The sequence below is a fragment of the Hydrogenophaga sp. SL48 genome, assembly GCF_021729865.1.
Lineage (GTDB): Bacteria > Pseudomonadota > Gammaproteobacteria > Burkholderiales > Burkholderiaceae_C > Hydrogenophaga.
The window spans coordinates 4,030,302-4,053,424 of record NZ_CP063400.1; the positions used below are offsets into that span (position 1 = coordinate 4,030,302).

At 66.7% G+C, this 23,123-nt stretch carries 20 protein-coding genes; 6 read left to right on the forward strand and 14 right to left on the reverse strand.

The window, feature by feature from the left end:
• Position 1: 1 nt before the first annotated feature.
• The 8 genes from rplN to IM738_RS19130 all read right to left on the reverse strand — a co-directional run bounded on the left by rplN (position 2) and on the right by IM738_RS19130 (position 8,405).
• Positions 2-370, reverse strand: coding sequence for a 50S ribosomal protein L14 (gene rplN, locus IM738_RS19095; protein WP_056268999.1), 369 nt, complete (start codon positions 368-370; stop codon positions 2-4).
• Between the two features lie 212 nt (positions 371-582).
• A complete protein-coding gene (locus tag IM738_RS19100) occupies positions 583-2,169 on the reverse strand; it encodes a glycerol-3-phosphate dehydrogenase/oxidase (protein ID WP_236962620.1) in 1,587 nt (528 codons plus the stop codon).
• 73 nt (positions 2,170-2,242) lie between these two features.
• Positions 2,243-4,039, reverse strand: coding sequence for an ABC transporter substrate-binding protein (locus IM738_RS19105; RefSeq protein ID WP_236962621.1), 1,797 nt, complete (start codon positions 4,037-4,039; stop codon positions 2,243-2,245).
• A gap of 88 nt (positions 4,040-4,127) precedes the next feature.
• Positions 4,128-4,436, reverse strand: coding sequence for a DUF2160 domain-containing protein (locus IM738_RS19110; RefSeq protein WP_236962622.1), 309 nt, complete (start codon positions 4,434-4,436; stop codon positions 4,128-4,130).
• 120 nt (positions 4,437-4,556) lie between these two features.
• Positions 4,557-5,369 (reverse strand): carbohydrate ABC transporter permease, encoded by an 813-nt coding sequence (locus IM738_RS19115; RefSeq protein ID WP_236962623.1) that lies wholly within the window; start codon positions 5,367-5,369, stop codon positions 4,557-4,559.
• On the reverse strand, positions 5,366-6,256 hold the full coding sequence (locus tag IM738_RS19120; protein WP_236962624.1) for a carbohydrate ABC transporter permease: 891 nt from the start codon (positions 6,254-6,256) through the stop codon (positions 5,366-5,368). The genes IM738_RS19115 and IM738_RS19120 overlap by 4 nt, the downstream gene beginning before the upstream one ends.
• Positions 6,253-7,326 carry an ABC transporter ATP-binding protein gene (locus tag IM738_RS19125; protein ID WP_236962625.1) on the reverse strand — a complete coding sequence of 358 codons (1,074 nt, stop codon included), beginning with the start codon at positions 7,324-7,326 and terminating at the stop codon, positions 6,253-6,255. The genes IM738_RS19120 and IM738_RS19125 overlap by 4 nt, the downstream gene beginning before the upstream one ends.
• Positions 7,323-8,405: an ABC transporter ATP-binding protein gene (locus tag IM738_RS19130; protein ID WP_236962626.1), complete on the reverse strand. Its 1,083-nt coding sequence runs from the start codon at positions 8,403-8,405 to the stop codon at positions 7,323-7,325. The genes IM738_RS19125 and IM738_RS19130 overlap by 4 nt, the downstream gene beginning before the upstream one ends.
• 158 nt (positions 8,406-8,563) lie before the next feature.
• Here IM738_RS19130 and IM738_RS19135 point away from each other — a divergent pair, with 158 nt between their 5' ends.
• The 3 genes from IM738_RS19135 (at position 8,564) to proC (ending at position 11,975) form a co-directional block, all read left to right on the forward strand.
• A complete protein-coding gene (locus IM738_RS19135) occupies positions 8,564-9,340 on the forward strand; it encodes a DeoR/GlpR family DNA-binding transcription regulator (protein ID WP_236962627.1) in 777 nt (258 codons plus the stop codon).
• A 171-nt stretch (positions 9,341-9,511) separates the two neighbouring features.
• Positions 9,512-11,005, forward strand: coding sequence for a glycerol kinase GlpK (gene glpK, locus IM738_RS19140; protein WP_236962628.1), 1,494 nt, complete (start codon positions 9,512-9,514; stop codon positions 11,003-11,005).
• A gap of 142 nt (positions 11,006-11,147) precedes the next feature.
• On the forward strand, positions 11,148-11,975 hold the full coding sequence (gene proC / locus IM738_RS19145; RefSeq protein ID WP_236962629.1) for a pyrroline-5-carboxylate reductase: 828 nt from the start codon (positions 11,148-11,150) through the stop codon (positions 11,973-11,975).
• A gap of 997 nt (positions 11,976-12,972) precedes the next feature.
• Here the strand turns inward: proC and IM738_RS19150 are convergent.
• The 3 genes from IM738_RS19150 to recG form a co-directional block, all read right to left on the reverse strand.
• Complete coding sequence (locus tag IM738_RS19150; RefSeq protein WP_236962630.1) at positions 12,973-13,896, reverse strand: 4-hydroxybenzoate octaprenyltransferase; 924 nt, start codon at positions 13,894-13,896, stop codon at positions 12,973-12,975.
• A gap of 125 nt (positions 13,897-14,021) precedes the next feature.
• Entirely contained in the window at positions 14,022-14,981 is a 960-nt protein-coding gene (locus IM738_RS19155) for a hydrogen peroxide-inducible genes activator (protein WP_236962631.1), read from the reverse strand.
• A 226-nt stretch (positions 14,982-15,207) separates the two neighbouring features.
• Positions 15,208-17,307, reverse strand: a complete 2,100-nt coding sequence (recG, locus tag IM738_RS19160) for an ATP-dependent DNA helicase RecG (RefSeq protein ID WP_236962632.1) — start codon at positions 17,305-17,307, stop codon at positions 15,208-15,210.
• A 79-nt stretch (positions 17,308-17,386) separates the two neighbouring features.
• Between recG and queA the strand changes: the two genes are divergently transcribed.
• On the forward strand, positions 17,387-18,493 hold the full coding sequence (gene queA, locus IM738_RS19165) for a tRNA preQ1(34) S-adenosylmethionine ribosyltransferase-isomerase QueA (RefSeq protein WP_236962633.1): 1,107 nt from the start codon (positions 17,387-17,389) through the stop codon (positions 18,491-18,493).
• A gap of 223 nt (positions 18,494-18,716) precedes the next feature.
• Positions 18,717-19,622, forward strand: coding sequence for a hypothetical protein (locus tag IM738_RS19170; protein ID WP_236962634.1), 906 nt, complete (start codon positions 18,717-18,719; stop codon positions 19,620-19,622).
• Between the two features lie 99 nt (positions 19,623-19,721).
• On the opposite strand, the gene IM738_RS19175 is transcribed toward IM738_RS19170, so the two are convergent.
• The 3 genes from IM738_RS19175 to IM738_RS19185 all read right to left on the reverse strand — a co-directional run bounded on the left by IM738_RS19175 (position 19,722) and on the right by IM738_RS19185 (position 22,045).
• Complete coding sequence (locus IM738_RS19175) at positions 19,722-20,033, reverse strand: non-heme iron oxygenase ferredoxin subunit (protein ID WP_236962635.1); 312 nt, start codon at positions 20,031-20,033, stop codon at positions 19,722-19,724.
• Positions 20,034-20,168: 135 nt separating this feature from the next.
• Positions 20,169-20,660 carry an aromatic-ring-hydroxylating dioxygenase subunit beta gene (locus IM738_RS19180; RefSeq protein ID WP_236962636.1) on the reverse strand — a complete coding sequence of 164 codons (492 nt, stop codon included), beginning with the start codon at positions 20,658-20,660 and terminating at the stop codon, positions 20,169-20,171.
• Positions 20,657-22,045 (reverse strand): aromatic ring-hydroxylating dioxygenase subunit alpha, encoded by a 1,389-nt coding sequence (locus tag IM738_RS19185; protein ID WP_236962637.1) that lies wholly within the window; start codon positions 22,043-22,045, stop codon positions 20,657-20,659. Before IM738_RS19185 ends, IM738_RS19180 begins: the two co-directional genes overlap by 4 nt.
• A gap of 108 nt (positions 22,046-22,153) precedes the next feature.
• Here IM738_RS19185 and IM738_RS19190 point away from each other — a divergent pair, with 108 nt between their 5' ends.
• Positions 22,154-23,092 carry a LysR family transcriptional regulator gene (locus IM738_RS19190; protein WP_236962638.1) on the forward strand — a complete coding sequence of 313 codons (939 nt, stop codon included), beginning with the start codon at positions 22,154-22,156 and terminating at the stop codon, positions 23,090-23,092.
• Positions 23,093-23,123 lie beyond the last annotated feature (31 nt).

Consider the following 23,123-nt stretch of genomic DNA (forward strand, 5'->3'; position numbering starts at 1 on the left):
CTCAAAGAACCTCGGGCGCCAGCGACACGATCTTCATGAACTTTTCGGTGCGCAGCTCGCGCGTCACCGGTCCGAAGATGCGGGTGCCAATGGGCTCCAGCTTGGCGTTGAGCAACACGGCTGCGTTGCCATCGAATTTGATCAGAGCACCGTCTTGACGACGAATGCCCTTGGCGGTACGAACGACCACAGCGTTATAGACCTCGCCTTTTTTGACGCGGCCACGGGGCGCTGCTTCTTTGATGGTGACTTTGATGACGTCGCCCACGCTGGCATACCGGCGCTTAGAGCCACCGAGCACCTTGATGCACATCACGGACTTGGCGCCCGTGTTGTCAGCAACATCGAGTCGAGATTGCGTTTGGATCATTTGATTTAAGTCCCAACTTGAATCCCTTCAGCCACCACGGCCGAAAGTGATCAGTCTTGGGCCCGTCGTTGCAAGTCGCGATCGGCCTGCAGACTGACTGCTTACCGAATCACAACCAGCGTCGCTGGGCGGATACCTTCACTTTTTTAGAGCGAAGCCGCAAATTATCGCACTGCGTTATCGACTTGTCAACTAACTCTTGTGTTTTGCACTCACAAATGTGTGGCTGGAGGCAGGTAGTGGGCACACAGTGCCTCAAAACGGTCCAAGGCCGGCGCGGCGCAGCGCTCGTCTTCCAGGATTTCCGCCACAGCAGGGGCCATCGCTGCGGCTCTTCTTGCATCGAGGAACAGGGCGCGCCAGCGTCGGGCCAGGACGTCTTCCACCGTGTGTGCGTGCTCACATCGAACCGCATGCCGGACCATGGCCTCGGTCAGACCCAGTCCCAGGTCGCGCGCGCCACCCGGGCACCGGGCGACCTGGGGCGCCTGGGCACCATACATATGTGGTCCAGGCGCCTGGTGCAAGGGCGTGGTGGGGGTCGACGCATCGGTTGCGCCGACCAGGGTGTGGTGTTCGCTCAATCCGCCTGCGCGCGCTGGCAAGAGCCCACCGGCAAAACAACGCGCGAGCACGTCCTCGGCCATGGCACGGTAGGTGGTCCATTTGCCACCGGTGACCGTGACCAGTCCGTTGCCGTCGACCACGATGGTGTGCTCGCGCGACAGCACCTTGGTGCCACCTTCGGCGGTGGACGGTGGCGCCACCAGGGGGCGCAGCCCCACCCAGATGCTGCGAATGTCCTCGGTGCGAACCGGGCGGCTCAGCACCCTGCCCGCTTCGCCCAGGATGAAATCGAGCTCCTCGGAAAACGCCTGGGGCTCACGCGGCAGATCCTGGCGCGGCGTGTCGGTGGTGCCGAGGATCAGCTTGCCCAGCCACGGCACAGCAAACAGCACGCGACCGTCGCGGGTCTTGGGCACCAGCAGGGCGTGATCGCCCGGCATGAATTCGCGGTCCACCACGACGTGCACGCCCTGACTGGGGCTGACCATGCGCTCGGGCAGCGGGTCCTGCCCCACCCGGCAGGCCTTGGCGCGCAGATCGTCCACCCAGACCCCGGTGGCATTCACCACGCACCGGGCCCTGACGCGATGGAGATCGCCGGTGAACACGTCACGCACGTCGAGTTCGGTCAGGGAGGGAGAGGCATCGGCAAGGCGCTGGATGCCGGTGACCTGCGCGTAGTTGATCACCCGAGCGCCTGCGGCCTCTGCGGTGAGCGCCAGCGCCAGCGCCAGGCGGGCGTCGTCAAACTGTCCGTCCCAATAGCGCACCCCGCCACGCAGACCTTGCGGGTTGACGCCGGGCAGCGCGGCCAAGGTCTCGGCCCGCGACAGGAAGGCGGTGCGGCCCAGGCCCGCACGACCGGCCATGAGGTCGTACAGCTTGAGTCCGGCGCCATAGAACGGTGTCTGCCACCAGCCGTAGGACGGCATGACAAAGGGAAGTGGCTGGGCCAGGTGGGGCGCGATGCGCAGCACCGTGGCGCGCTCGGCCAGGGCTTCGCGCACCAAGGCCACATTGCCCTGGGCCAGGTAACGCACGCCGCCGTGCAGCAGCTTGGTGGAGCGGGAAGAGGTGCCACCGGCGAAATCCTGGGACTCCAGCAAGGCAACAGAAAACCCACGCAGCGCTGCATCGAGCGCGACGCCCAAGCCTGTCGCGCCGCCGCCGACCACCACCAGGTCGAAAACGGGCTGCCGGGCCAGCGATTGGAGCAGTTCTGCGCGTGTCATGAATCAGAAGGTGACCGCATGCGCCCCAAGGCGCATGCGGTGGGTTGCTACAACTCAGTTCAAAGGAGGCACATCAACGCGCCTTGCCGGCCTTCCAGGCGTCCAGCAGCGACTGGTAGGCGATGGTTTCGCCCTTGGGCTTCTCGTTGGCCAGCTTCTTCCAGGGGGCCGCCGCGTCGGTGAGGTACTTCGCAGGGTCGCCCTTGGGGTTGAGCTTGGGCGGGCAGTTGGTCATGCCCGCGCGCTCGAGGCGCGACATCACGTCGTCCATCTCGTCGGCCAGCGTGTCCATGGCCTTCTGTGGCGTCTTTTCACCCGTCACGGCCTGGGCCACGTTTTTCCACCACAGTTGCGCCAGCTTGGGGTAGTCGGGCACGTTGGTGCCGGTCGGGCTCCAGGCGACCCGGGCCGGGCTGCGGTAGAACTCGACCAGACCACCGAGCTTGGGCGCCATGTCGGTCATGGCCTGGCTCTGAATGTCGGACTCGCGGATCGGGGTCAGGCCGACGATGGTCTTCTTGAGCGACACCGTCTTGCTGGTCACGAACTGGGCGTACAGCCAGGCGGCGGCCGTCTTGTTGGCATCGTGGTCCTTGAAGAAGGTCCACGAACCCACGTCCTGGTAGCCGTTCTGCATGCCCTGCTTCCAGTACGGACCGTTCGGGCCGGGGGCCATGCGCCACTTCGGCGTGCCGTCTTCGTTCACCACCGGCAGGCCAGGCTTGACCATGTCGGCGGTGAATGCGGTGTACCAGAAGATCTGCTGCGCGATCTGGCCCTGCGCGGGCACCGGGCCGGCTTCGCCGAAGGTCATGCCGGTGGCTTCCTTGGGCGCGTACTTCTTCATCCAGTCCACGTACTTGGTGAGCGCGTAGACGGCGGCCGGCGAGTTGGTGGCGCCGCCCCGGGCCACACTGGCGCCCACGGGGGTGCACTTGTCGTCGGCCACCCGGATGCCCCATTCGTCGATCGGCAGGCCGTTCGGCGCGCCGATGTCTGCGGTGCCGGCCATCGACAGCCAGGCGTCGGTGAAGCGCCAGCCGAGCGATGGGTCCTTCTTGCCGTAGTCCATGTGGCCGTAGATCGGCTTGCCGTCGATTTCCTTCACGTCTTTGCTGAAGAACTCGGCGATGTCTTCATAGGCGCTCCAGTTCAGCGGCACGCCCAGGTCGTAGCCGTACTTGGCCTTGAACTTCTCCTTGAGGTCGTCCCGGGCGAACAGATCGGCGCGGAACCAGTACAGGTTGGCGAACTGCTGGTCGGGCAGCTGGTAGAGCTTGCCGTCGGGTGCGGTGGTGAACTTGGTGCCGATGAAGTCGGCCAGGTCCAGGCCGGGGTTGGTGTACTCCTTGCCGGCGCCGGTCATGTAGTCGGTCAGGTTGAGCACCTTGCCGTAGCGGTAGTGGGTGCCGATCAGGTCAGAGTCGCTGATCCAGCCGTCGTAGATCGACTTGCCGGACTGCATCGAGGTCTGCAGCTTTTCGACCACATCACCTTCCTGGATCAGGTCGTGCTTGACGGTGATGCCCGTGATCTCACTGAAGGCTTTGGCCAGGGTCTTGGATTCGTACTCGTGCGTGGTGATGGTTTCCGACACGACGGAGATGTCATTCACCCCGGCGGCCTTCAGCTTGGCGGCCGCGTCCACGAACCACTTCATCTCGGTGGCCTGGGCTTCCTTGCTCAGCGTGCTGGGCTGGAATTCCTCGTTGACCCACTTGTCGGCTGGGCCGGCCGCTGCAGGTGCGGCGGCCGTGGGTGCCGGCGCAGCGGCGGGTGCCGGCGCAGGGGCCGGGGCCTCTTCCTTCTTGCCGCAGGCCGCCACGGCCAGTGCGGCCGCCAGCGCAAGCGCGGTGTAGCGAATCTTCATGTGTGTCTCCTCATGGTGTGCTTCCCCGGTGTGAACGCTGAATGCTCGGCCCCGGGGAAGCAATGGGCCGAATTCACGGGAAACCGCCTCAGCCTTTGCGCATGACCCAGGCCAGCCAGGCCATGGACCCGATAAAGCTGATCCAGATGCTGGGCTCCTGCTCCAGCGAAAGCCATTCGGTCACGTGGCCCGCCATGCCGACAAAGGCCAGATTGATGTACGCAGCGCCCAGCAAGCCGATGAAGAGCCGGTCGCCGCGCGTGGTGGCGATCGGCAGAAAGCCCTTGCGCATCGTGGTGGGCGACTTGATCTCCCAGAACGTCATGCCCGCGAGCATGCACACGATGCAGGTGAAGAAAACCGCGACCGGCAATGTCCAGGCCATCCATTCAAACATTTGAAATCTCCAATCCATGTCGAGTGCAGGCCCGCCCAACCCAGGCCGCCGCGGAACCGGCTTTGCCGGGCCGCCAGCGGCGCCCCCTGGAGGGTCGCGCGGAGCGCGGCGGGGGGGACGTCATACCCGTCCCATGGCAAAGCCCTTGGCGATGTAGTGCCGGACGAACCAGATCACGATCGCGCCGGGAACGATGGTCAACACGCCCGCCGCGGCCAGCGTGGCCCAGTCCATGCCACTGGCACTGACCGTGCGCGTCATGGTGGCCACGATGGGCTTGGCGTTGACGCTGGTGAGCGTGCGCGCCATCAACAACTCGACCCAGCTGAACATGAAGCAGAAGAAAGCCGCCACGCCCACACCGGCCTTGATCAGCGGCAGGAAGATGGTGAGAAAGAAGCGCGGAAAGCTGTAGCCGTCGATGTAGGCCGTCTCGTCGATTTCGCGCGGGATGCCCGACATGAAGCCTTCGAGAATCCACACCGCCAGCGGCACATTGAACAGCAGGTGCGCCAGCGCCACCGCGATGTGCGTGTCCATCAGCCCCACGGTGGTGTAGAGCTGGAAGAACGGCAGCAGAAACACGGCCGGCGGCGTCATGCGGTTGGTGAGCAGCCAGAAGAACACATGCTTGTCGCCAAGGAAGCTGTAGCGCGAGAACGCGTAGGCGGCTGGCAGCGCCACGGTGAGCGAAATCACCGTGTTGATGGCCACGTAGATCAGGCTGTTGATGTAACCCGAGTACCAGCTCTCGTCGGTAAAGATCAGCTGGTAGTTGTCCCAGGTGAAGGCCTGCGGCCACAGGCTGAAGCTGGAAACGATCTCTTCGTTGGTCTTGAAGCTCATGTTGACCATCCAGTAGATGGGCAACAAGGCGAAGACCAGGTAGGCGATGAGGAACAGCGTCCTCTTTTTGAATCGACGCTCGTTCACGATTGCACCTCTTTTTCGACTTCGCCGAGGCGTTGCATCCAGTTGTAGAGCACGAAGCAGAACAGCAGGATGATGAGGAAATAGATCAGCGAGAACGCTGCGGCGGGGCCGAGATCGAACTGGCCCACGGCCTTCTGCGTCAGGTACTGACTGAGGAAGGTGGTGGCGTTGCCGGGGCCGCCGCCGGTGAGCACGAAGGGCTCGGTGTAGATCATGAAGCTGTCCATGAAGCGCAGCAGCACGGCGATCATCAGCACGCCGCGCATCTTGGGCAGCTGGATGTAGCGGAACACCGCGAGCTTGCTGGCGCCGTCGATGCGCGCGGCCTGGTAGTAGGCGTCGGGGATGCTGCGCAAACCCGCGTAGGCCAGCAGCGCCACCAAGGGCGTCCAGTGCCACACGTCCATCAGCAGCACGGTGAGCCAGGCGTGGGTCGCGTCGCCGGTGTAGCTGTACTCGATGCCGAGGGTCTGCAGCGTGTGGCCCATGAGGCCGATGTCGGCGCGGCCGAAGATCTGCCAGATCGTGCCCACCACGTTCCACGGGATCAGCAGCGACAGCGCCACGATCACCAGCGTGGCCGAGGCTTTCCAGCCGTCGGCCGGCATGGACAGCGCCAGCGCGATGCCCAGCGGGATCTCCACCAGCAGCACGGCGCCCGAGAACTTCAGCTGGTTCCAGAGCGCGGCGTGCAGGTCTTCGTCGCGCATCACGGCAGCGAACCATTCGGTGCCGACGAAGACGCGGCGCTCGGGCGAGATGATGTCCTGCACCGAGTAGTTCACCACCGTCATCAGCGGCAGGATGGCCGAGAAGGCCACGCAGACCAGGACCGGCAGGATCAGGAACCAGGCTTTCTGGTTGACGGGTTTGGTTGTCACGCTCATGCGACGAGCTCCTCATTCTTGTAGTAGCAGGTGTGCTCGCCCACCACCTGCAAGCCCACGGCGGCGCCGACGGCGGGCAGGGCCGCGTCGGGCGCCAGCCGGGCCTTCACCGCCTGGCCTGCCGCCTCCAGCGTCACCAGGAAGTAGGTGCCGATGTCCTGCACCTGGCGCACGGTGGCGGGCAGCGTTCCGGGCGCGCCCTGGGGGCCGATCACCAGGTACTCGGGGCGGATGCCCAGGCGCAAATCGCCGTCGGGCAGCAGGCGACCGCTCTCGCTCAGGGAGCGGTCGCCCACGTGCACCTGACCACCGCGCACACTCGCCGGCAGGAAGTTCATGCCCGGCGAGCCGATGAAGTGGCCGACGAAGGTGTGGGCCGGGCGCTCGAACAGCGCGTCGGGCGTGCCCAGCTGCACCACCTTGCCGCGCGTCATGACCACCACCTGGTCGGCGAAGGTCAGGGCTTCGACCTGGTCGTGGGTGACATAGATCAGCGTGAGCTTCAGCTCATGGTGGATCTGCTTGAGCTTGCGCCGCAGCTGCCATTTCAGGTGCGGGTCGATCACGGTCAGCGGCTCGTCGAACAGCACCGCCGACACGTCGGGCCGCACCAGGCCACGGCCGAGCGAGATCTTCTGTTTCTGGTCGGCGCTGAGTCCCGCGGCGCGCATGTCGAGCTGGTGGCTCATCTCCAGCATCTCGGCGATCTGCCCCACGCGGGTCTTGATCTGCTCGGCCGGCACCTGACGGTTCTTCAGCGGAAAGGCCAGGTTCTCGGCCACGGTCATGGTGTCGTAGATCACCGGGAACTGGAACACCTGGGCGATGTTGCGCTGCTGCGGCGTGGCGCGGGTCATGTCCTGGCCGTCGAACTTCACCGTGCCGTGCGAGGGCACGAGCAGGCCCGACATGATGTTGAGCATGGTCGTCTTGCCGCAGCCCGAGGGGCCGAGCAAGGCGTAGGCGCCACCGTCTTCGAAGCTCATCTTCAACGGCAGCAGCGCGTAGTCGCCGTCGGCCTTCGGATTGGGCTTGTATGAGTGGGCGAGGTCGAGGTCGATGCGGCTCATTTCGTGACCTCCCGGCGCTCTGGTGCAAACAGCAGATTGCCCGCGTCATCGAAGGCGTAGACCTGCGCGGGATTCACGTGCAACGTGATCGCGCTGCCCAGCGCGAAGTCGTGCACGCCGGTGAGCTGCGCCACGATCTCGCCGACCGCCGTGTGCACGTGCACAAAAGTGTCGGAGCCGGAGATTTCGGCCAGCTCCACGGTGCCGGGCACGGCCACGTCGCCGGGGCGCGCCGCCACGCGCACGGCGCTGGCACGGATGCCCAGGGTCAGCGCGCGGCTGGCGTGGGCGGGCAGCTTCACGGCCAGCAGCAGGCCATCGCTGAGACGCGCGCCGCCCTCTGCGACCTCGGCCGACAGCAGGTTCATCGGCGGGTCGCTGAAGGCGCGCGCCACGCGCAGCGAGTTGGGGCGGTGGAAGACCTCGGCCGTCGGGCCGTACTGCAGCAGCTCGCCCGCGTCCATCACGGCGGTGTACCCGCCCAGCAGCAGGGCCTCGCCCGGCTCGGTGGTGGCGTAGATGACGGTGGAGTCGCCGGCGGCGAAGAGCTGGGTCAGCTCCTCGCGCAGCTCTTCGCGCAGCTTGTAGTCCAGGTTCACCAGGGGTTCGTCGAGCAGCATCAGCGGCGCGTTCTTGGCCAGCGCGCGCGCCAGGGCCACGCGCTGCTGCTGCCCGCCCGAGAGCTCGGCGGGCAGGCGGTCGAGAAAGATGTCGATGTGCAGCCGGTCGGCCAGCTCGCGCACCCGACGCTGGATGTCGGCCCGGGACTGACCACTCAGCTTGAGCGGCGAGGCGATGTTGTCGAACACCGTCATCGAGGGGTAGTTGATGAACTGCTGGTAGACCATGGCCACGTTGCGCTCGCGCACCGGCATGCCGGTCACGTCGCGCCCGTCGACCAGCACGCGGCCCGTGGTCGGCACATCGAGGCCGGCCATGATGCGCATCAGGCTGGTCTTGCCCGCCTGCGTTGCGCCCAGCAACACCGTGACCGCGTCCGGCGCGGGAATCAGGCTCATGGGATAGAGGTGGACCGAGGGCCCGACCGTCTTGCCCACTTGCTCCAGGGATAACTGCATGGATCGTCCAGAAAAGGGCCCAGGGCCGTTGTTTTGTTTTCGTTTCGGCGATTCTATTGTTCGTTTATGTTCTTCTTGTTTCGGTATTTACCCTTAACTGGCGATTTTCCTTTTCCGTTATGTTCGGGTCACAGCATTTCTGACCGCCCTCCCTCCACATGAACCTGGCCCCCCGACACACCCTGCTGCTGGACGTGGTGCGCGCCCACGGCCCGCAAACCATTGAATCCCTGGCCGAGCGCTTCGGCGTGACCCTGCAGACGGTGCGCCGCGACGTGCAGCGCCTGGCCGATGCCGGGCTGCTCTCGCGCTTTCACGGCGGCGTGCGCCTGCCGGGCTCGACCACCGAAAACATCGCCTACCGGCAGCGGCAGGCGATGGAGTCCGAGGCCAAGGCGCGCATCGCCCGGGCCATCGCACAGCGCGTGCCCAACGGCTGCTCGCTGATCCTCAACATCGGCACGACCATCGAGGCCGTGGCCCACGAGCTGCTGCACCACCGGGGGCTGCGCGTGATCACCAACAACCTGCACGTGGCCGCGCTGCTGAGCACCAACCCGGACTGCGAGGTGATCGTGGCCGGCGGCCTGGTGCGCGGCGCCGACCAGGGCATCGTGGGCGAGGCGACGGTGGATTTCATGCGCCAGTTCAAGGTCGACATCGGCCTGATCGGCATCAGCGCGATCGAGGCCGACGGCACGCTGCGCGACTTCGACTACCGAGAGGTCAAGGTGGCCCGCACCATCATCGAGCAGTCACGCGAGGTCTGGCTCGCCGCCGACCGCAGCAAGTTCAACCGCCCGGCCATGGTGGAACTGGCGCGGATGAACGAAGTGGACGTGCTGTTCACCGACGCGCCGCCGCCGGCGCCGTTTGACACCCTGCTGGCCCAGGGCGACGTGGAATGCGTGGTGGCCGGCGGCGACGCCGCCTGAAATGAAACACCCCCCGCGCCGCTTCGCGTCACCCCCCAAGGGGGGCGGCACTGGCCGTCTGGCAGAGCCAGCCCGGCTGTGCCTCTGGGTTGGGCCGCTTCATGCGGCGCGGGTGGCGCTCCGGCGCCATGGAAAGCGCATCCTTTCGACAAAAGAGAAACGAGACATCCCATGACCTATCTGCTGGCCCTGGACCAGGGCACCTCCAGTTCGCGCAGCATCGTGTTCGACCAGGCCGGCCGCGTGGTCGCGATGGCGCAGCGCGAGTTCCGCCAGATCTACCCGCAGCCCGGCTGGGTCGAACACGACCCGCGCGACCTCTGGACCACGCAGCTGGAGACCGCGCGCGAGGCGCTGGCCAAGGCCGGGCTGAAGGCGGCCGACATCCGCGCCGTGGGCATCACCAACCAGCGCGAGACCACGGTGGTGTGGAACCGCAGCACGGGCGAGCCCGTCTACAACGCCATCGTCTGGCAGGACCGCCGCGCCGAGAGCACCTGCGTGGCGCTGCGCGAGCGTGGGCTCTCCGACACGGTTCTGCAGAAAACCGGCCTGCGCATCGACGCCTATTTCTCTGGCACCAAGCTGCAGTGGATCCTCGACCACGTGCCCGGCGCGCGCGCCCAGGCCGAGGCCGGTGAGCTGGCCTTCGGCACGGTGGACAGCTGGCTGATCTGGCAGCTCACCGGCGGCGCGGCCCACGTGACCGACCACAGCAACGCCGCGCGCACCATGCTGTTCAACGTGCACACGCAGCGCTGGGACGAGGAGCTGCTCGCCGCCATGACCATCCCGGTGGCCATGATGCCGACCGCCCTGCCCTCCAGCGCCCACTTCGGCGAGGTGCGCAGCGAATGGCTGGGCGCGCCGCTGGTGATCGGCGGCGTGGCCGGCGACCAGCAGAGCGCGCTGTTCGGCCAGGCCTGCTTCTCCGCCGGCATGGCCAAGAACACCTACGGCACCGGCTGCTTCATGCTGATGCACAACGGCGAGCGTTTCCAGACCAGCCAGAACGGCCTGATCACCACCGCCGCCGCACAGCCGCCCGGCAAACCGCAGTACGCCTTTGAGGGCAGCGTGTTCATCGGCGGCGCGGTCGTGCAGTGGCTGCGCGACGGCCTGCGCGCCATCCAGTCCAGCAGCGAGGTGCAGGCACTGGCCGAGAGCGTGCCCGACGCCGGCGGCGTGGTGCTGGTGCCCGCCTTCACCGGCCTGGGCGCGCCCTACTGGCAGCCCGACAGCCGGGGCAGCATCACCGGCCTCACGCGCGGCAGCACCATCGCCCACATCGCACGCGCCGCGCTGGAGAGCATCGCCTTCCAGAGCGCCGCCCTGCTCGACGCCATGAGCCGCGACGCCGTGGCCAGCGGCGGCGTGCCGGTGAACGAGCTGCGGGTGGACGGCGGCGCCTGCGTCAACGACCTGCTGATGCAGATCCAGGCCGACCTGCTGGGCATCCCGGTGGTGCGGCCCGCCGTGATCGAGACCACCGCGCTGGGCGCGGCCTACCTCGCGGGCCTGCACACCGGCGTGTACGCCGGGCTGGACGAGCTGTCCAAGCAGTGGCGCGCCGAGCGCACGTTTCATCCCACGCTGTCGCGCGAACGGGCGGCGGAAAAGATGGCCGAGTGGGAACACGCGGTGAGGCAGACGACGGCGGCATAGCCGCCTCCCCCGCGCCGCTTCGCGTCACCCCCAGAGGGGGCGGCACCAGAGGCCCGGCAAAGCCGGTTCCTCGGTGCCCTCGGACGCAGGCACCTCGCGCCGAACACATGGTTCTTGGTTTGCCTCGGGCGACAATCCATAGATGAACACCTCCACCCACCCCATCATCACCTTCATCGGCGGCGGCAACATGGCCAGCGCCATCATCGGCGGCCTGGTCCGCCAGGGCCACACCGCCAGCGCCTTGCAGGTGGTCGAGCCTTGGGACGAGCAGCGCGCGAAGCTGGCGCAGCAGTTCCCGGGCATGAGCGTGCTGCCGGCGGCCAGCGCCGATCTGCAACCCTCCGACCTCGTGGTCTGGGCCGTGAAGCCCCAGACCTTCAAAGACGCCGCGCTGGCCGCCGGCCCCTTCCTCGGCCAGGCCCTGCACCTCAGCGTGGCCGCCGGCATCACCAGCGAGAGCATGGCCGCCTGGCTGGGCACGCAGCGCATCGTGCGCGCCATGCCCAACACGCCCGCGCTCGTGGGCCTGGGCATGACCGGCCTGATGGCCCGCGCCGCAGTCTCGGCCGACGACCGCGCGCTGGTCGAGCGCGTGGTCCGCACCACGGGCGAGCTGGTCTGGGTGAACGTGGAGAGCGACCTCGACGCGGTGACCGCGATCTCCGGCTCCGGCCCGGCCTACGTGTTCTATTTCCTCGAAGCCATGCGCGACGCCGGCGCGAAGATGGGCCTCGCGCCCGAGGTCGCGCAGCAGCTCGCCATCGGTACCTTTCTGGGCGCCGCCACGCTGGCGCAACGCTCCAGCGATCCGCTGCAGACCCTGCGCGAGCGGGTCACGTCCAAGGGGGGCACGACCTACGCGGCCATCACATCGATGGAATCGGCGGGTGTGAAGACCAAGTTTGAAGAGGCGCTGTTCGCTGCGCAAAAACGAGCTGCCGAGTTGGGTCAGGAATTCGGCAAATAGTCTTCGCTCGGCTCTCGGATGCGGTGCGCTCTGCTCCGCGGCTGTCCCCCGGCGGCTGGAGCCGCCTCCTCCTTTGTGCCGCTGCGCAGAGCACATCGCATCCGCGAACATTAGTGGTGGGCGAGGACCGGAATGGGCCCGTTGCGGAAGTTGGCTTGGTCGACCCACTTCTGCAAAGCAGACAGTCACAATTGCTAACACAGTCCGACTGGGCGTCCATCCTCATAGGAAAATCGGTATGACCGTTGGTTGAAGTCGACGGCTTCGATGAACTCCGGACGCAGTGCGAAGGCTTCGGAGAATATGTCGGTGCCAGACGTCTGCCACAGAATCGATCCATCTTCGGCGAGCCTGGCGATCTCCAGCTCTCCATGGGAAATCAAGGCATTCCTAGCATCGTCGAAGTAGATGCCGAAGCAAGTGGCCGAATCGACTTGGACTGACCAAACCATTCTGGGAGCTTGCACATCTAAGCAGACCACGCTGTCCCCTATCGCCAAGTAGAGAAGGCCATCCTTGCACAGGGCTGAATGCTCGTGCACTCCACTCGCCCCACCACTATTCGAAAGCACGGCCACCGGCGCATCGTCCAGCAGAACGCCATGAATCGACGAGGGTCGCGATCCGGGTGCGAGTTCTATTTCGAGTGGATAGGTACGAACATTGTCGCGCGACCCGATTGAGTGCGACGGTTCGTCAACGACTCGGATGATTCCAATCGGGCTCGCAAGGTGCATGATCTCGAAGACTTGCTGTCAGAGGTTGAGGGCAACTGTGAACATAGCAGACGCTCATCGAAGGTAGCTCTAGGCCGATAACCGCCATCGCAATGCGCCAAAACCCATGGGACGCCCACCCACCTGCCTGCCCACGGACGCGGTGTGCCCTGCGCAGCGGCATCAAGGAGGAGGGGCCGCAGGCCCCGGGGGACAGCCGCGGAGCAGGGCACGCCGCGTCCGTGGGCCAGCGAGGATCCAAGACCGAAACGCAGCGCACGTCAAACCAAGCCGAGCACCACGCCCACAAACACCGAGAACCCCAACCAGTGATTCAGGCGGAAGGCCTTGAAGCAGCCGTCGCGCGTGCGGTCTTTGATGAGGCGGAAGTGCCAGACCACCTGGCCCAGCGCCACCAGCAGCATGGCGCCCCAGACCACCGGGTTCACCAAGGCCCACAGCGCGGCGGTCCAGATGCCCAGGAAGACCAGGTAGAACGCCGTCACGGCGGGCACGTCGGCGTCGCCCAGCGTGATGGCCGAGGTCTTCATGCCGATGCGCAAATCGTCGTCGCGGTCGACCATGGCGTACTCGGTGTCGTAGGCCAGCACCCAGAACAGGTTGCCCGCCATCAACACCCAGGCCAGCGGCGGCACGCTGTGCCAGACGCCGCTCCAGAAGCCGGGTGACGCCCACGGCGTCGTACCACTGAACAGCTCCAGCGCCGGCCCACCGTCCACCGCCGCAAACGCCATCGGGATGCCAAAGCTGAACGCCACGCCCAGCACCGCCTGCGGCATGGACACATGTCGCTTGGCGTAGGGGTAGATCAGCGCCAGCACCAGCCCCAGAAACGACCACGCGATGGTGGCGACGTTGGTGGTGAGCACCAGCAGGAAGGCGGCGAGAGCGAGCGCCGCACCGACGATCAAGGCCTCCTTCACACCCACGCGCCCGCTGGTCACCGGGCGCTGCGCGGTGCGTTTGACATGCTTATCGAACTCGCGGTCGGCCACGTCGTTGACGCAACAGCCCGCGCTGCGCATGAGGATGGTGCCGAGCACAAACACCGCCAGCAGGTGCACGCCGGGGAAACCACCCGCCGCCACCCACAGCGCAGACAGCGAGGGCCACAGGAGCAACAGCCAGCCCGCCGGGCGGTTCCAGCGGATCAGATCAAGGTAGAGGTTCAGACGATCAAACACAGTCAGCATTCCGGAGGCAAGTGAGCGCACGACAGACCCGCACACACCGCAGAACCGGCTTTGCCGGTCGGCTGGTGTGGTCCCCCTGGGGGGAAGACGCGTAGCGGCGCAGGGGGGAATTCACATCAAGACAACCTTTTCACGCCGGGCAGCTCGCACCCGTAGATCGCGTTGCGCAGTTCGGCGATCGCCTGGTAACGCGTGAAGCTGCGCCGCCAGGCCAGCACCACGCGGCGCGTGGGCGGATCGCCCTCGAACGGCAGGTAATGCACAAAAGACGCGTCGCCCAGGTCCTGCGAGTTGTCGGCCGTGCCGTCGAGCGCCGAACGCGGCACCGACAGGCGCGGCACCAGCGTCACCCCCATGCCGGCGGCCACCATGTGCTTGATGGTCTCCAGCGACGAACCCTCGAAGCTCTTGCGGATGCCTTCGGTCTCGTTGGAGAAGCGCGCGAACTCGGGGCAGACCTCCAGCACGTGGTCGCGGAAGCAGTGCCCGGTGCCCAGCAGCAGCATGGTCTCGCTTTTGATCTCGTCGGTGGTGATGTGTTTGCGCTGGGCCAGCGGGTGGTTGGCGGGCACGGCGGCCATGAAGGGCTCGTCGTAGAGTGGCGCGATGGCGAGGTTGGTGTCAGGGAAGGGCTCGGCCAGGATGGCGCAATCGATCTCGCCCAGGCGCAGCTGCTCCAGCAGCTTGACGGTGAAGTTTTCCTGCAGCATCAGCGGCATCTGCGGCGTGCGCTCGATCACCTGACGCACGAGGTTGGGCAGCAGGTAGGGGCTGATGGTGTAGATCACGCCCAGTTTGAGCGGCCCGGCCAGCGGGTCCTTGCCGCGCTTGGCGATCTCCTTGATGGCCGCGGCCTGCTCCAGCACCGTCTGCGCCTGCCGCACGATCTCTTCACCCAGGGGCGTGACGGCGATCTCGCTCGCGTTGCGCTCGAAGATCTTGAGTTCGAGCTCTTCTTCGAGCTTCTTGATCGCGACAGACAGCGTGGGCTGCGACACGAAGCAGGCCTCGGCGGCCTTGCCGAAGTGCCTCTCGCGCGCCACGGCCACGATGTATTTGAGTTCGGTGAGCGTCATAGGGGAATGGTACCCCCCGCGCCGCCTGCGGCGTCACCCCCCAGGGGGCGGCACTGGCGGCCCGGCAAAGCCGGTTCCGCGGTGCCCTGGGATCAACGCCTCCTCCGGCGAGAGGTGTCCTCCCCAAGGATGCGGTGGAACCGGCTTCGCCGGGCCACTCGCATCGCCCCCTTGAGGGGGTCGCGCGCAGCGCGGCAGGGGTGGATCTCGCCTGCGGCGCGGGGGGTCAGGCTTTCAGGTATTCGGCCTTGCTGCCCAGCCAGCGGGCGATGTGTTTTTCGGCGGCGGCCGGGTGCTGGGCCAGCATCTGGGCAGCGGCCTGGCGTGCCCAGTCGAGCAGGTGGCCGTCGGTGGCCAGGTCGGCGAAGCGCAGCAGCGCGGCGCCCGACTGGCGGGCACCCAGGAACTCGCCGGGGCCCCGGATCTCCAGATCACGGCGCGCGATCTCGAAACCGTCGTTCGTTTCCGCCATCGCCTTCAAACGTTCGCGCGCGGTTTCGCCGAGGCGCCCGCCTTCAGGCGGCGTGTAGAGCAGCACGCAGGCCGAAGCCGCTGCGCCGCGACCGACCCGTCCACGCAGCTGGTGCAATTGGCTCAGACCGAAACGTTCGGCGTGTTCGATCACCATGAGCGACGCGTTGGGTACGTCCACGCCGACCTCGATCACGGTGGTGGACACGAGCACGCTCATGTGGCCGCTGGTGAAGAGCGACATCACGGCCTTCTTTTCCGCGACCGGCATGCGTGAATGCAGCAGCCCGACGAGCACGCCCTGAAGGGACTGGCTCAACTCCGCGTGCGTCTCGGTGGCGTTGGACAGGTCCAGCGCCTCGCTCTCTTCGATCAGCGGGCAGACCCAGTAGACCTGCCGCCCTTCGGCCACCTGGGCGCGGATGCGCTGAATCACCTCGTGGCGGCGCTGGTCGGACACGACCTTGGTGACGATGGGCGTGCGACCGGGCGGCAGCTCGTCGATGGTGGAGACATCGAGGTCGGCGTAGTAGCTCATGGCGAGCGTGCGCGGGATGGGCGTGGCGCTCATCATCAGCAGGTGCGGCTCGCGCGATTGCCCGTCGTCGCCCTCGGTCATCTTGGATCTGAGTGCCAGCCGCTGCGCCACCCCAAACCGGTGCTGCTCATCAATGATGGCCAGCGCCAGGTTCTGGAACACCACCTGGTCCTGGATCACCGCGTGCGTGCCCACCACCAGGGCGGCCTCGCCGCTGGCGATCAGGGCCAGCATCTCGGTGCGCTGCTTTTTCTTCTGGCTGCCGGTGAGCCAGGCCACGCGTTTGCCCAGGGGCGCGAGCAGCGGCTCCAGCCAGCCGATGAGCTTGGCGAAATGCTGCTCGGCCAGGATTTCGGTGGGCGCCATCAGCGCGCACTGCCAGCCCGAGTCGATGGCGATGGCCGCAGCCAGCGCGGCCACCACCGTCTTGCCCGAACCCACATCGCCCTGCAGCAGGCGGTGCATGGGCACGTGGCGCGCCAGATCGCGCGCGATCTCCTCAATCACGCGGCGCTGCGCACCGGTCAAGGCGAACGGCAACACGCCGAGCAATTGTTCATGCAGGCCGCCGGGCAACGTGCGCAAGACGGGAGCGCGCAGGGCATCGCGTTCGCGCTTGGCGGTCAGCTGCGAAAGCTGCTGCGCCAGCAGCTCCTCGGCCTTCAGGCGCTGCCAGGCCGGGTGGCTGCGGTCTTCGAGCGCGTCGAGCGACACGTCCGGCCCCGGGTGGTGCAGGTAACGCAGCGCGTCGCGCAGGGACCAGGTGCCGTGCACCACGCGCTGCAGGCTGCCCAGCAGTTCGGGCGGGATGGTTTCGGACAGGTCGGCACGCCCCAGCCCGCTGGCCACCACCTTGCGCAGGTAGGCCTGGGGCAGCTGGGCGCTGGTGGGGTAGACGGGGGTGAGGGCATCGGGCAGCTCGCCGCCGGCCGCGTGAAAGGCCGGGTGCATCATGGTGCGGCCCATGAAACCGCCGCGGATTTCACCCCGCACCCGCACGCGCGCGCCCACCGCCAGCGCCTTCTGGTGCGAGGGGTAGAAGCTGAAGAAGCGCAAGGTGCAGGTGTCCGAGCCGTCGTCCAGCGTCACCAGCAGCTGGCGGCGCGGGCGCAGGGTGATCTCGCTCGCGGTGACGGTGCCCTCCACCTGCGCGGTCTGACCCTCGCGCGCATCGCTCAGGCGCACGACGCGGGTTTCGTCCTCGTAGCGCAGCGGCAGGTGCAGGGCCAGGTCGATGTCGCGCGTGAGCCCCAGTTTGTGCAGGGCTTTCTGCGGCGCAGAGAGTTCCTTGCGAGGGGCGGGCTTGGCGTCGGGCATGGGACAATTCTGCCTGTAGTTTTATCCACCCCTCTCCCTACTTTCACTTGGAACGGGCCTCGTCCGGCCCTCAAGCAGCATGTCTCACTCTGCCCCCCTGTCGGCTCACGAATTCACCGTCGCCGACTTCGATTTCGCCCTGCCCAACGAACTGATCGCCCAGCACCCCGCCGCCGAACGCAGCGCCTCGCGCCTGCTCGACGGCACCGGGCCACAACCGGTGGACCGCATCTTCCGCGAGCTGCCGGGCCTGCTGCGCAGCGGCGACCTGCTGGTGTTCAACGACACTCAGGTGGTCAAGGCCCGGCTGTTTGGCGAGAAAGCCAGCGGCGGCAAGTTCGAGGTCCTGATCGAGCGCGTGCTGCTGCCGCACGAGGCGCTGGACGGCTCGGGGCAGGAGGTGGTGGCCCACATCCGCGTGAGCAAGAAGCCGCAGCCGGGCGGCCTGCTGCACCTGGCGGGCGGGCTGAAAAGCGGCGGGTTCGATGCGGTGTTCCTAGGGCGCTGGCCCGATCAACAGGGGCAGCTGTTCCGCCTGCGCCTGCAGGGCCCGGCGAGCGAAACACCTTACGAGCTGATGGCACGCCACGGCCACGTGCCGCTGCCGCCCTACATCACACACACGGACGACGCCGACGACGAGCGCCGCTACCAGACCGTGTTCGCGCGCGTGCCCGGCGCCGTGGCCGCGCCCACCGCTGCGCTGCACTTTGACGAAGGCGTGCTGGCCGCGCTGGAAGCACGCGGCGTTCAGCGCGCGAACGTGACGCTGCACGTGGGCGCGGGCACCTTCGCGCCGATGAAGACCGAGCGCATCGAAGAACACGTGATGCACCACGAGCGCTATGCGATCCCACCCGAAACCATCCAGGCGATTGCCGACTGCCGCGCGCGCGGCGGCCGCGTGGTGGCGGTGGGCACGACCAGCGTGCGCACGCTGGAGAGCTGGGCGCGCAGCGGCGAGACACAGGGCGACACCAACATCTTCATCACCCCGGGTTTTAAGTTCCAGGTGGTGGACGTGCTGGTGACCAACTTCCACCTGCCCAAAAGCACGCTGATGATGCTGGTCAGCGCCTTCGCCGGCCACGACCACGTGATGGCGCTGTACCGCCACGCGGTGGCGCAGGGCTACCGCTTCTTCAGCTACGGGGATGCGATGCTGCTGGAGCGGCGTCGAGCCTGACGACAGGGCCTCAAACGATTCCGTTTCAACGCTGCGCAGACATAGAATCGATTTGAGCGCCCGCCCTCCACCAACGCACTGTCCCTTCCATCCGAGCATTTCATCCGTGACTTGACTCTCCATGTTCAGCTCCGCAACGCCGTCAAGGATCGTGCTTTGTCTGACATCCGGCGTGCGCAGAGTTGCTGGCTGCTTGGTGACGCTCGTTGTGTTGTTGTGGCCCATGGCCACGCGGGCCGACCTCGCGCAGTGGTCGTACCTGACGTTCCCGTTCGCCCAGGCGCTGAACGTGAACGCGGTGTATGAGGTGACGCACAGCCCACCGGAGCGCCTGCTCGAGACCATCCACCGCTGGGGGGGCGACGTCAGGCTGGTACGCAGCGAGGCATCCGTCCTGCCCGTGAATCCGCTGCTGGCGGGACTGCCGATGGCAGCGCCGGAACTGCTCCGGCAGGCGGGTTTTCTCGAATCCTACGAAGGCCAGGTGCTTCACGGGAGCTCAAGTTTTTGTGAGGCGGGTCGCAGCTTGATCCTTATCCGAGACACCGCGCAAAGCTACACGCTGATTCACGAATTCGTGCAGTCACTCCTGCGCCCCGTGTGTGCCGCAGAGCCTGATGACCTGCTGGAGACCCGCTTTGGCACCGCCTTCAGGCGGCTCGTGATCTACCAGCGCCGTCTCTATGACGACCCCTACCGGCTGCTGAATCCCCTGTGGCGCAGGGACATCCTCACAGCCCAGGCCGACGTCGCCAAGGACCTCTTCGACCGGATCCGGATCGGTCAAAGCCAGGAAGCCATTGTCGAGAAGTTGCTCAGTCTCTACATCGACGAGCGCAGCCCTTTTTTCGATGCAGTCCGCCGCACGCAAGGGTTGCACTATGGCGAGATCATGATCAACAACGCCATCGACATCTGCGAGGTGCTGGACGGGTCAGCGGTCTTCGTCGACGAGTCTGTTCGCAACCTGCGCCAGTCGATGCGCGATGGTCATATCCAGCCGGGCGATGGCGTGGCATTGACCGACGACGACGAGGCCATCGTTGTCGGCGCTGTCTGGGAAGTTCAGACCCATCTGGCGGTCGTGCGCGCCGAACTGGAGGTGCTCAAGCGGTTCTATCGCCGGTGACGGCGAAGACCCTTGCTTCTGGCCAGCATCCATCCCGGGTGAGCGCCCCGCAGCGCTATGCCAGGCTTTGCTAGGGGCGGGCAGTGCGGCAGAGCGCCGTCATCCCAGATCCAGCCAGACCCGTCCACCCTCGACCTTCACCGGCCAGACCTTGATGGCCTCTTTGCAGGGTGCGAACGTTGGCGCACCGCTGCGCAGATCGAAGCGGCCTTGGTGAAATGGGCACTCGATCTCGTGCCCTTCCACAAAGCCGTCGCACAGCCGGGCGTTGCCGTGGGTGCAGAGGTTGTCCGTGGCAAACACCTCACCGTCCACCGCGAACAGCGCGATGTCACGCCCGCCCGGCGCCACCGGAATGCCCGCGCCTTCAAACAGATCGGCCTCGGCGGCCACGTCGGTCCAGTTGCTCATGAAATCTGCTCCTTTGTTTTGACCATGTCTCCGGCGCGAAACGCCCGAGCCAAGGATGCGGTGGAACCGGCTTCGCCGGGCCACTCGCATCGCCCCCTCAAGGGGGTGACGCCGCAGGCGGCGCGGGGGTGATTCCTACACCGGATAGATGATCGAATTGGGGATCATTTCGCTGTCGTAGACGCAGTGACGTTGAGCGAACTTGAACCCTTGAGCTGTGTTCACCACGACATCGAGGTAGCGGCCCACGTTGAACACGCTGCTCGCGCCATCCAGCTTGGTGCGGAACACGGCGTAGTTCGCTTCGCAATGCCAGCGACCCTGCGCGTCCACCTCGCGCACCACCGGCGCGCCGACCACGTGGCGCTGGTAATACGGGTCGTGGAACAGGGTTTCCTTGATGCCATACACCCGGTCGCGCAGCATGGCCTGGCTGTCGAACGCCAGCGTGGACAAAGGAAAGCCGCGCTCATGGTTCTCGCGCGGTTGCAGCTTGTAGATGCCGTCGGTGGTGAAGAAGTCGGGCCAGAGTTCCCACTGGCCGCTGTCCACGGCAGCCGCGTAGTCGCTGTAGAGCTGCTGCAGCGCCTGCCAGGTGTCGAAGTTCACTTTGACCAGCGCGCTCATGCGACACCTCCTTCGGACGGGGAACCCTCCCGCCGGGCCGCCCCAAGGGAGGGTGACGCCCCCTCGGAGGGCAGTGAGCCACACGCAGTGGGCGAACGTGGGGGCTCGGGACGTTCCATCACTTTCCGCCAGTATTCGTACATGCCGCGGATCAGGGTCTCCGTCACCATGTGATCGGTCTCACCGACCTCGCGCCCGCCCAGCTCGGCCAGGGTGCGGTGCTGCGGCTTGCTCTCGAAAGCCTGCTGCGAGAACTCGATCACCTCGCCGTCGTCGGCGCTCACGAAACCGGCGGGGCCGAACAGGTTGGCCTGGCGCAGGCGGCGCTCGGTCATCTCGGGCGTGTCGTCCTCGAAGCCGAAGTGTGTCCAGACGAAGTCGAAGGCGCCGTGGCCGTCGGGCTGGATGTGGCGCGTGCTCACGCTGTTGACCTGCTGTTGGAAGATGACGCTGGGAAACAGCGTGGTCATCACCGCCGTCGGCATCTGCTCGCCCAGTTGCCACCACGGCTCGGGCACGATGTCCAGGAAACGCGGGTCTTCGAGCTGCATGCTTTCCTTGAAGCTCGACACCTGCGTCACCTGCGAGGCCTGGCCGCTGGCCTGGCCCATGCTGCCGCGCGTGGACACCATGGCGGCGTGACGGTGGTGCGCGTCCATGCGCAGCTCGCTCTTGTTGTCGGCGCGCCAGAGCCCGAAGGTGACGAACCAGGTGTGCAGCAGACCGGGGTGGTAGGGGTCCTTGATGTTCTCCTGCATCAGCTTCCAGTTGCCCGGTATGCGCTGGCGGTTGTAGCCCAGGATCGTGAGCTGGCGGCCGTTGAACAGGCGGTCGAAGTACCGCAGGATGGTCGGCCCCATGTAGTCTTCGAGCGACTCCACGTCGTGGTCGAACGACGCGAACACCACGCCGCCGCGCACCGCCACCTTCAGCTTGGTGAGCGCGTGGTCCTTGGGGTTGAAGTCGGCCGGCATGCCGCCGTTGACCTTGCCGTCCTGCCGCACGCCGCGCCGGAACGGCACGCCCTGCAGGTCGCCGTTGGAGGCGTAGCTCCACTGGTGGTAGGGGCAGACGAATTCGGTCTGGTTGCCGTGGCGCTTGCGGCAGAAGCGCATGCCACGGTGGGCGCAGAGGTTCTCCACCACATGGATCTGGCCGTCGGCCGCGCGGGTCATGATGACCGAGCGCTCGCCGACCACGGTGCGCTTGAAGTCGCCGGCGTTGGGGATCTCGGCCTCCAGGCCCACGTAACACCAGTGGCCTTGGTAGAAGAAGCGATCGAGTTCGCGCTGGTGGCGCTGTTCATCGGTGTAGACGGCGAAGGGGATGCGGCTGGTGCCGCCGCCTTCCCAATGCAGGACGTCCGGCTGGGCTTCGGTGGTCATGTTGTCTCCGGTTCTGGGGGATGCCGGCGCCGATGATGGCGAAGCCACCGCCATCCGGCAATGGAATCCGGGTGATACGCGGTATTCACCAGTGAAATAATGGCCCCCATGGAACTGGCCCAACTGGATCTCAACCTGCTCGTCGTGTTTCAGCAACTGCTGCGCGAACGGCGCGTCTCGCGCGTGGCCGTCACGCTGGGCCTGAGCCAGCCGGCGGTGAGCAACGCGCTGCGCCGCCTGCGCGGCCTCTTGGACGACGAGCTGTTCCTGCGCACGCCCGCCGGCATGGAACCCACGCCCTATGCGCAGCAGCTCGCCGGGCCGGTGGCGCAGGCGCTGGACACGCTGCGCGACGCGCTCAACGTGCGAGCCTCGTTCGACCCGGCCACCAGCTCGCGCTGCTTCAGCCTGGCCATGACCGACGTGGGCGAGACCTATTTCCTGCCGGTGCTGATGGGCGCCTTGTCGCAGCAGGCGCCGGGGGTCACGCTGCGTTGCGTGCCCGTGGCCGACGCCACCCTGCGCGACGACATGGCGGCCGGCCGGGTGGACTTGGCCCTGGGCTCGCTGCCCCAGCTGCAGGCGGGTTTTTTCCAGCAGGCGCTGTTTCGCCAGCGCTACGTGGCGCTGATGCGCGAAGGCCACCCGCTGGCCGCGCGCGGCACCATCACGGCCGCGGCCTACCGCCAGGCCGCCCATGTGCGTGTGGTCTCCACCGGCACCGGCCATGGCCAGGTGGAGGCCGCGCTGGACCGGCTGGGCATCGCGCGCAGCGTCCAGCTCACCCTGCCGCACTACGTGGCGCTCGGCCATGTGCTGGGCAGCACCGACCTGCTGGCCACCGTGCCCGAGCGCTTCGCCGAGCGGGCCTGCGAGCCCTTCGGCCTGGTCGCCCGCCCGCTCACGCTCAAGCTGCCGAGCAGCACCATCGCCCAGCTCTGGCACGCCCACCTGCACCGCGACCCCGGCCACCAGTGGCTGCGCGGCCTGGTGGCGCGGCGCTTTGGCACGGCGGACGCAGGCGCCGCCGGCACCCCCGGCAGGTAGCACAGACCTCGCGCGGCGGCGGGTCACACCG

Excerpts from the sequence above, each read along its gene's own strand:
- rplN (WP_056268999.1), bottom strand. The coding sequence starts at position 370 with ATGATCCAAACGCAATCTCGACTCGATGTTGCTGACAACACGGGCGCC.
- IM738_RS19100 (WP_236962620.1), bottom strand. The coding sequence starts at position 2,169 with ATGACACGCGCAGAACTGCTCCAATCGCTGGCCCGGCAGCCCGTTTTC.
- IM738_RS19105 (WP_236962621.1), bottom strand. The coding sequence starts at position 4,039 with ATGAAGATTCGCTACACCGCGCTTGCGCTGGCGGCCGCACTGGCCGTG.
- IM738_RS19110 (WP_236962622.1), bottom strand. The coding sequence starts at position 4,436 with ATGTTTGAATGGATGGCCTGGACATTGCCGGTCGCGGTTTTCTTCACC.
- IM738_RS19120 (WP_236962624.1), bottom strand. The coding sequence starts at position 6,256 with ATGAGCGTGACAACCAAACCCGTCAACCAGAAAGCCTGGTTCCTGATC.
- IM738_RS19125 (WP_236962625.1), bottom strand. The coding sequence starts at position 7,326 with ATGAGCCGCATCGACCTCGACCTCGCCCACTCATACAAGCCCAATCCG.
- IM738_RS19130 (WP_236962626.1), bottom strand. The coding sequence starts at position 8,405 with ATGCAGTTATCCCTGGAGCAAGTGGGCAAGACGGTCGGGCCCTCGGTC.
- IM738_RS19135 (WP_236962627.1), top strand. The coding sequence starts at position 8,564 with ATGAACCTGGCCCCCCGACACACCCTGCTGCTGGACGTGGTGCGCGCC.
- glpK (WP_236962628.1), top strand. The coding sequence starts at position 9,512 with ATGACCTATCTGCTGGCCCTGGACCAGGGCACCTCCAGTTCGCGCAGC.
- proC (WP_236962629.1), top strand. The coding sequence starts at position 11,148 with ATGAACACCTCCACCCACCCCATCATCACCTTCATCGGCGGCGGCAAC.
- IM738_RS19155 (WP_236962631.1), bottom strand. The coding sequence starts at position 14,981 with ATGACGCTCACCGAACTCAAATACATCGTGGCCGTGGCGCGCGAGAGG.
- recG (WP_236962632.1), bottom strand. The coding sequence starts at position 17,307 with ATGCCCGACGCCAAGCCCGCCCCTCGCAAGGAACTCTCTGCGCCGCAG.
- queA (WP_236962633.1), top strand. The coding sequence starts at position 17,387 with ATGTCTCACTCTGCCCCCCTGTCGGCTCACGAATTCACCGTCGCCGAC.
- IM738_RS19170 (WP_236962634.1), top strand. The coding sequence starts at position 18,717 with ATGGCCACGCGGGCCGACCTCGCGCAGTGGTCGTACCTGACGTTCCCG.
- IM738_RS19175 (WP_236962635.1), bottom strand. The coding sequence starts at position 20,033 with ATGAGCAACTGGACCGACGTGGCCGCCGAGGCCGATCTGTTTGAAGGC.
- IM738_RS19180 (WP_236962636.1), bottom strand. The coding sequence starts at position 20,660 with ATGAGCGCGCTGGTCAAAGTGAACTTCGACACCTGGCAGGCGCTGCAG.
- IM738_RS19185 (WP_236962637.1), bottom strand. The coding sequence starts at position 22,045 with ATGACCACCGAAGCCCAGCCGGACGTCCTGCATTGGGAAGGCGGCGGC.
- IM738_RS19190 (WP_236962638.1), top strand. The coding sequence starts at position 22,154 with ATGGAACTGGCCCAACTGGATCTCAACCTGCTCGTCGTGTTTCAGCAA.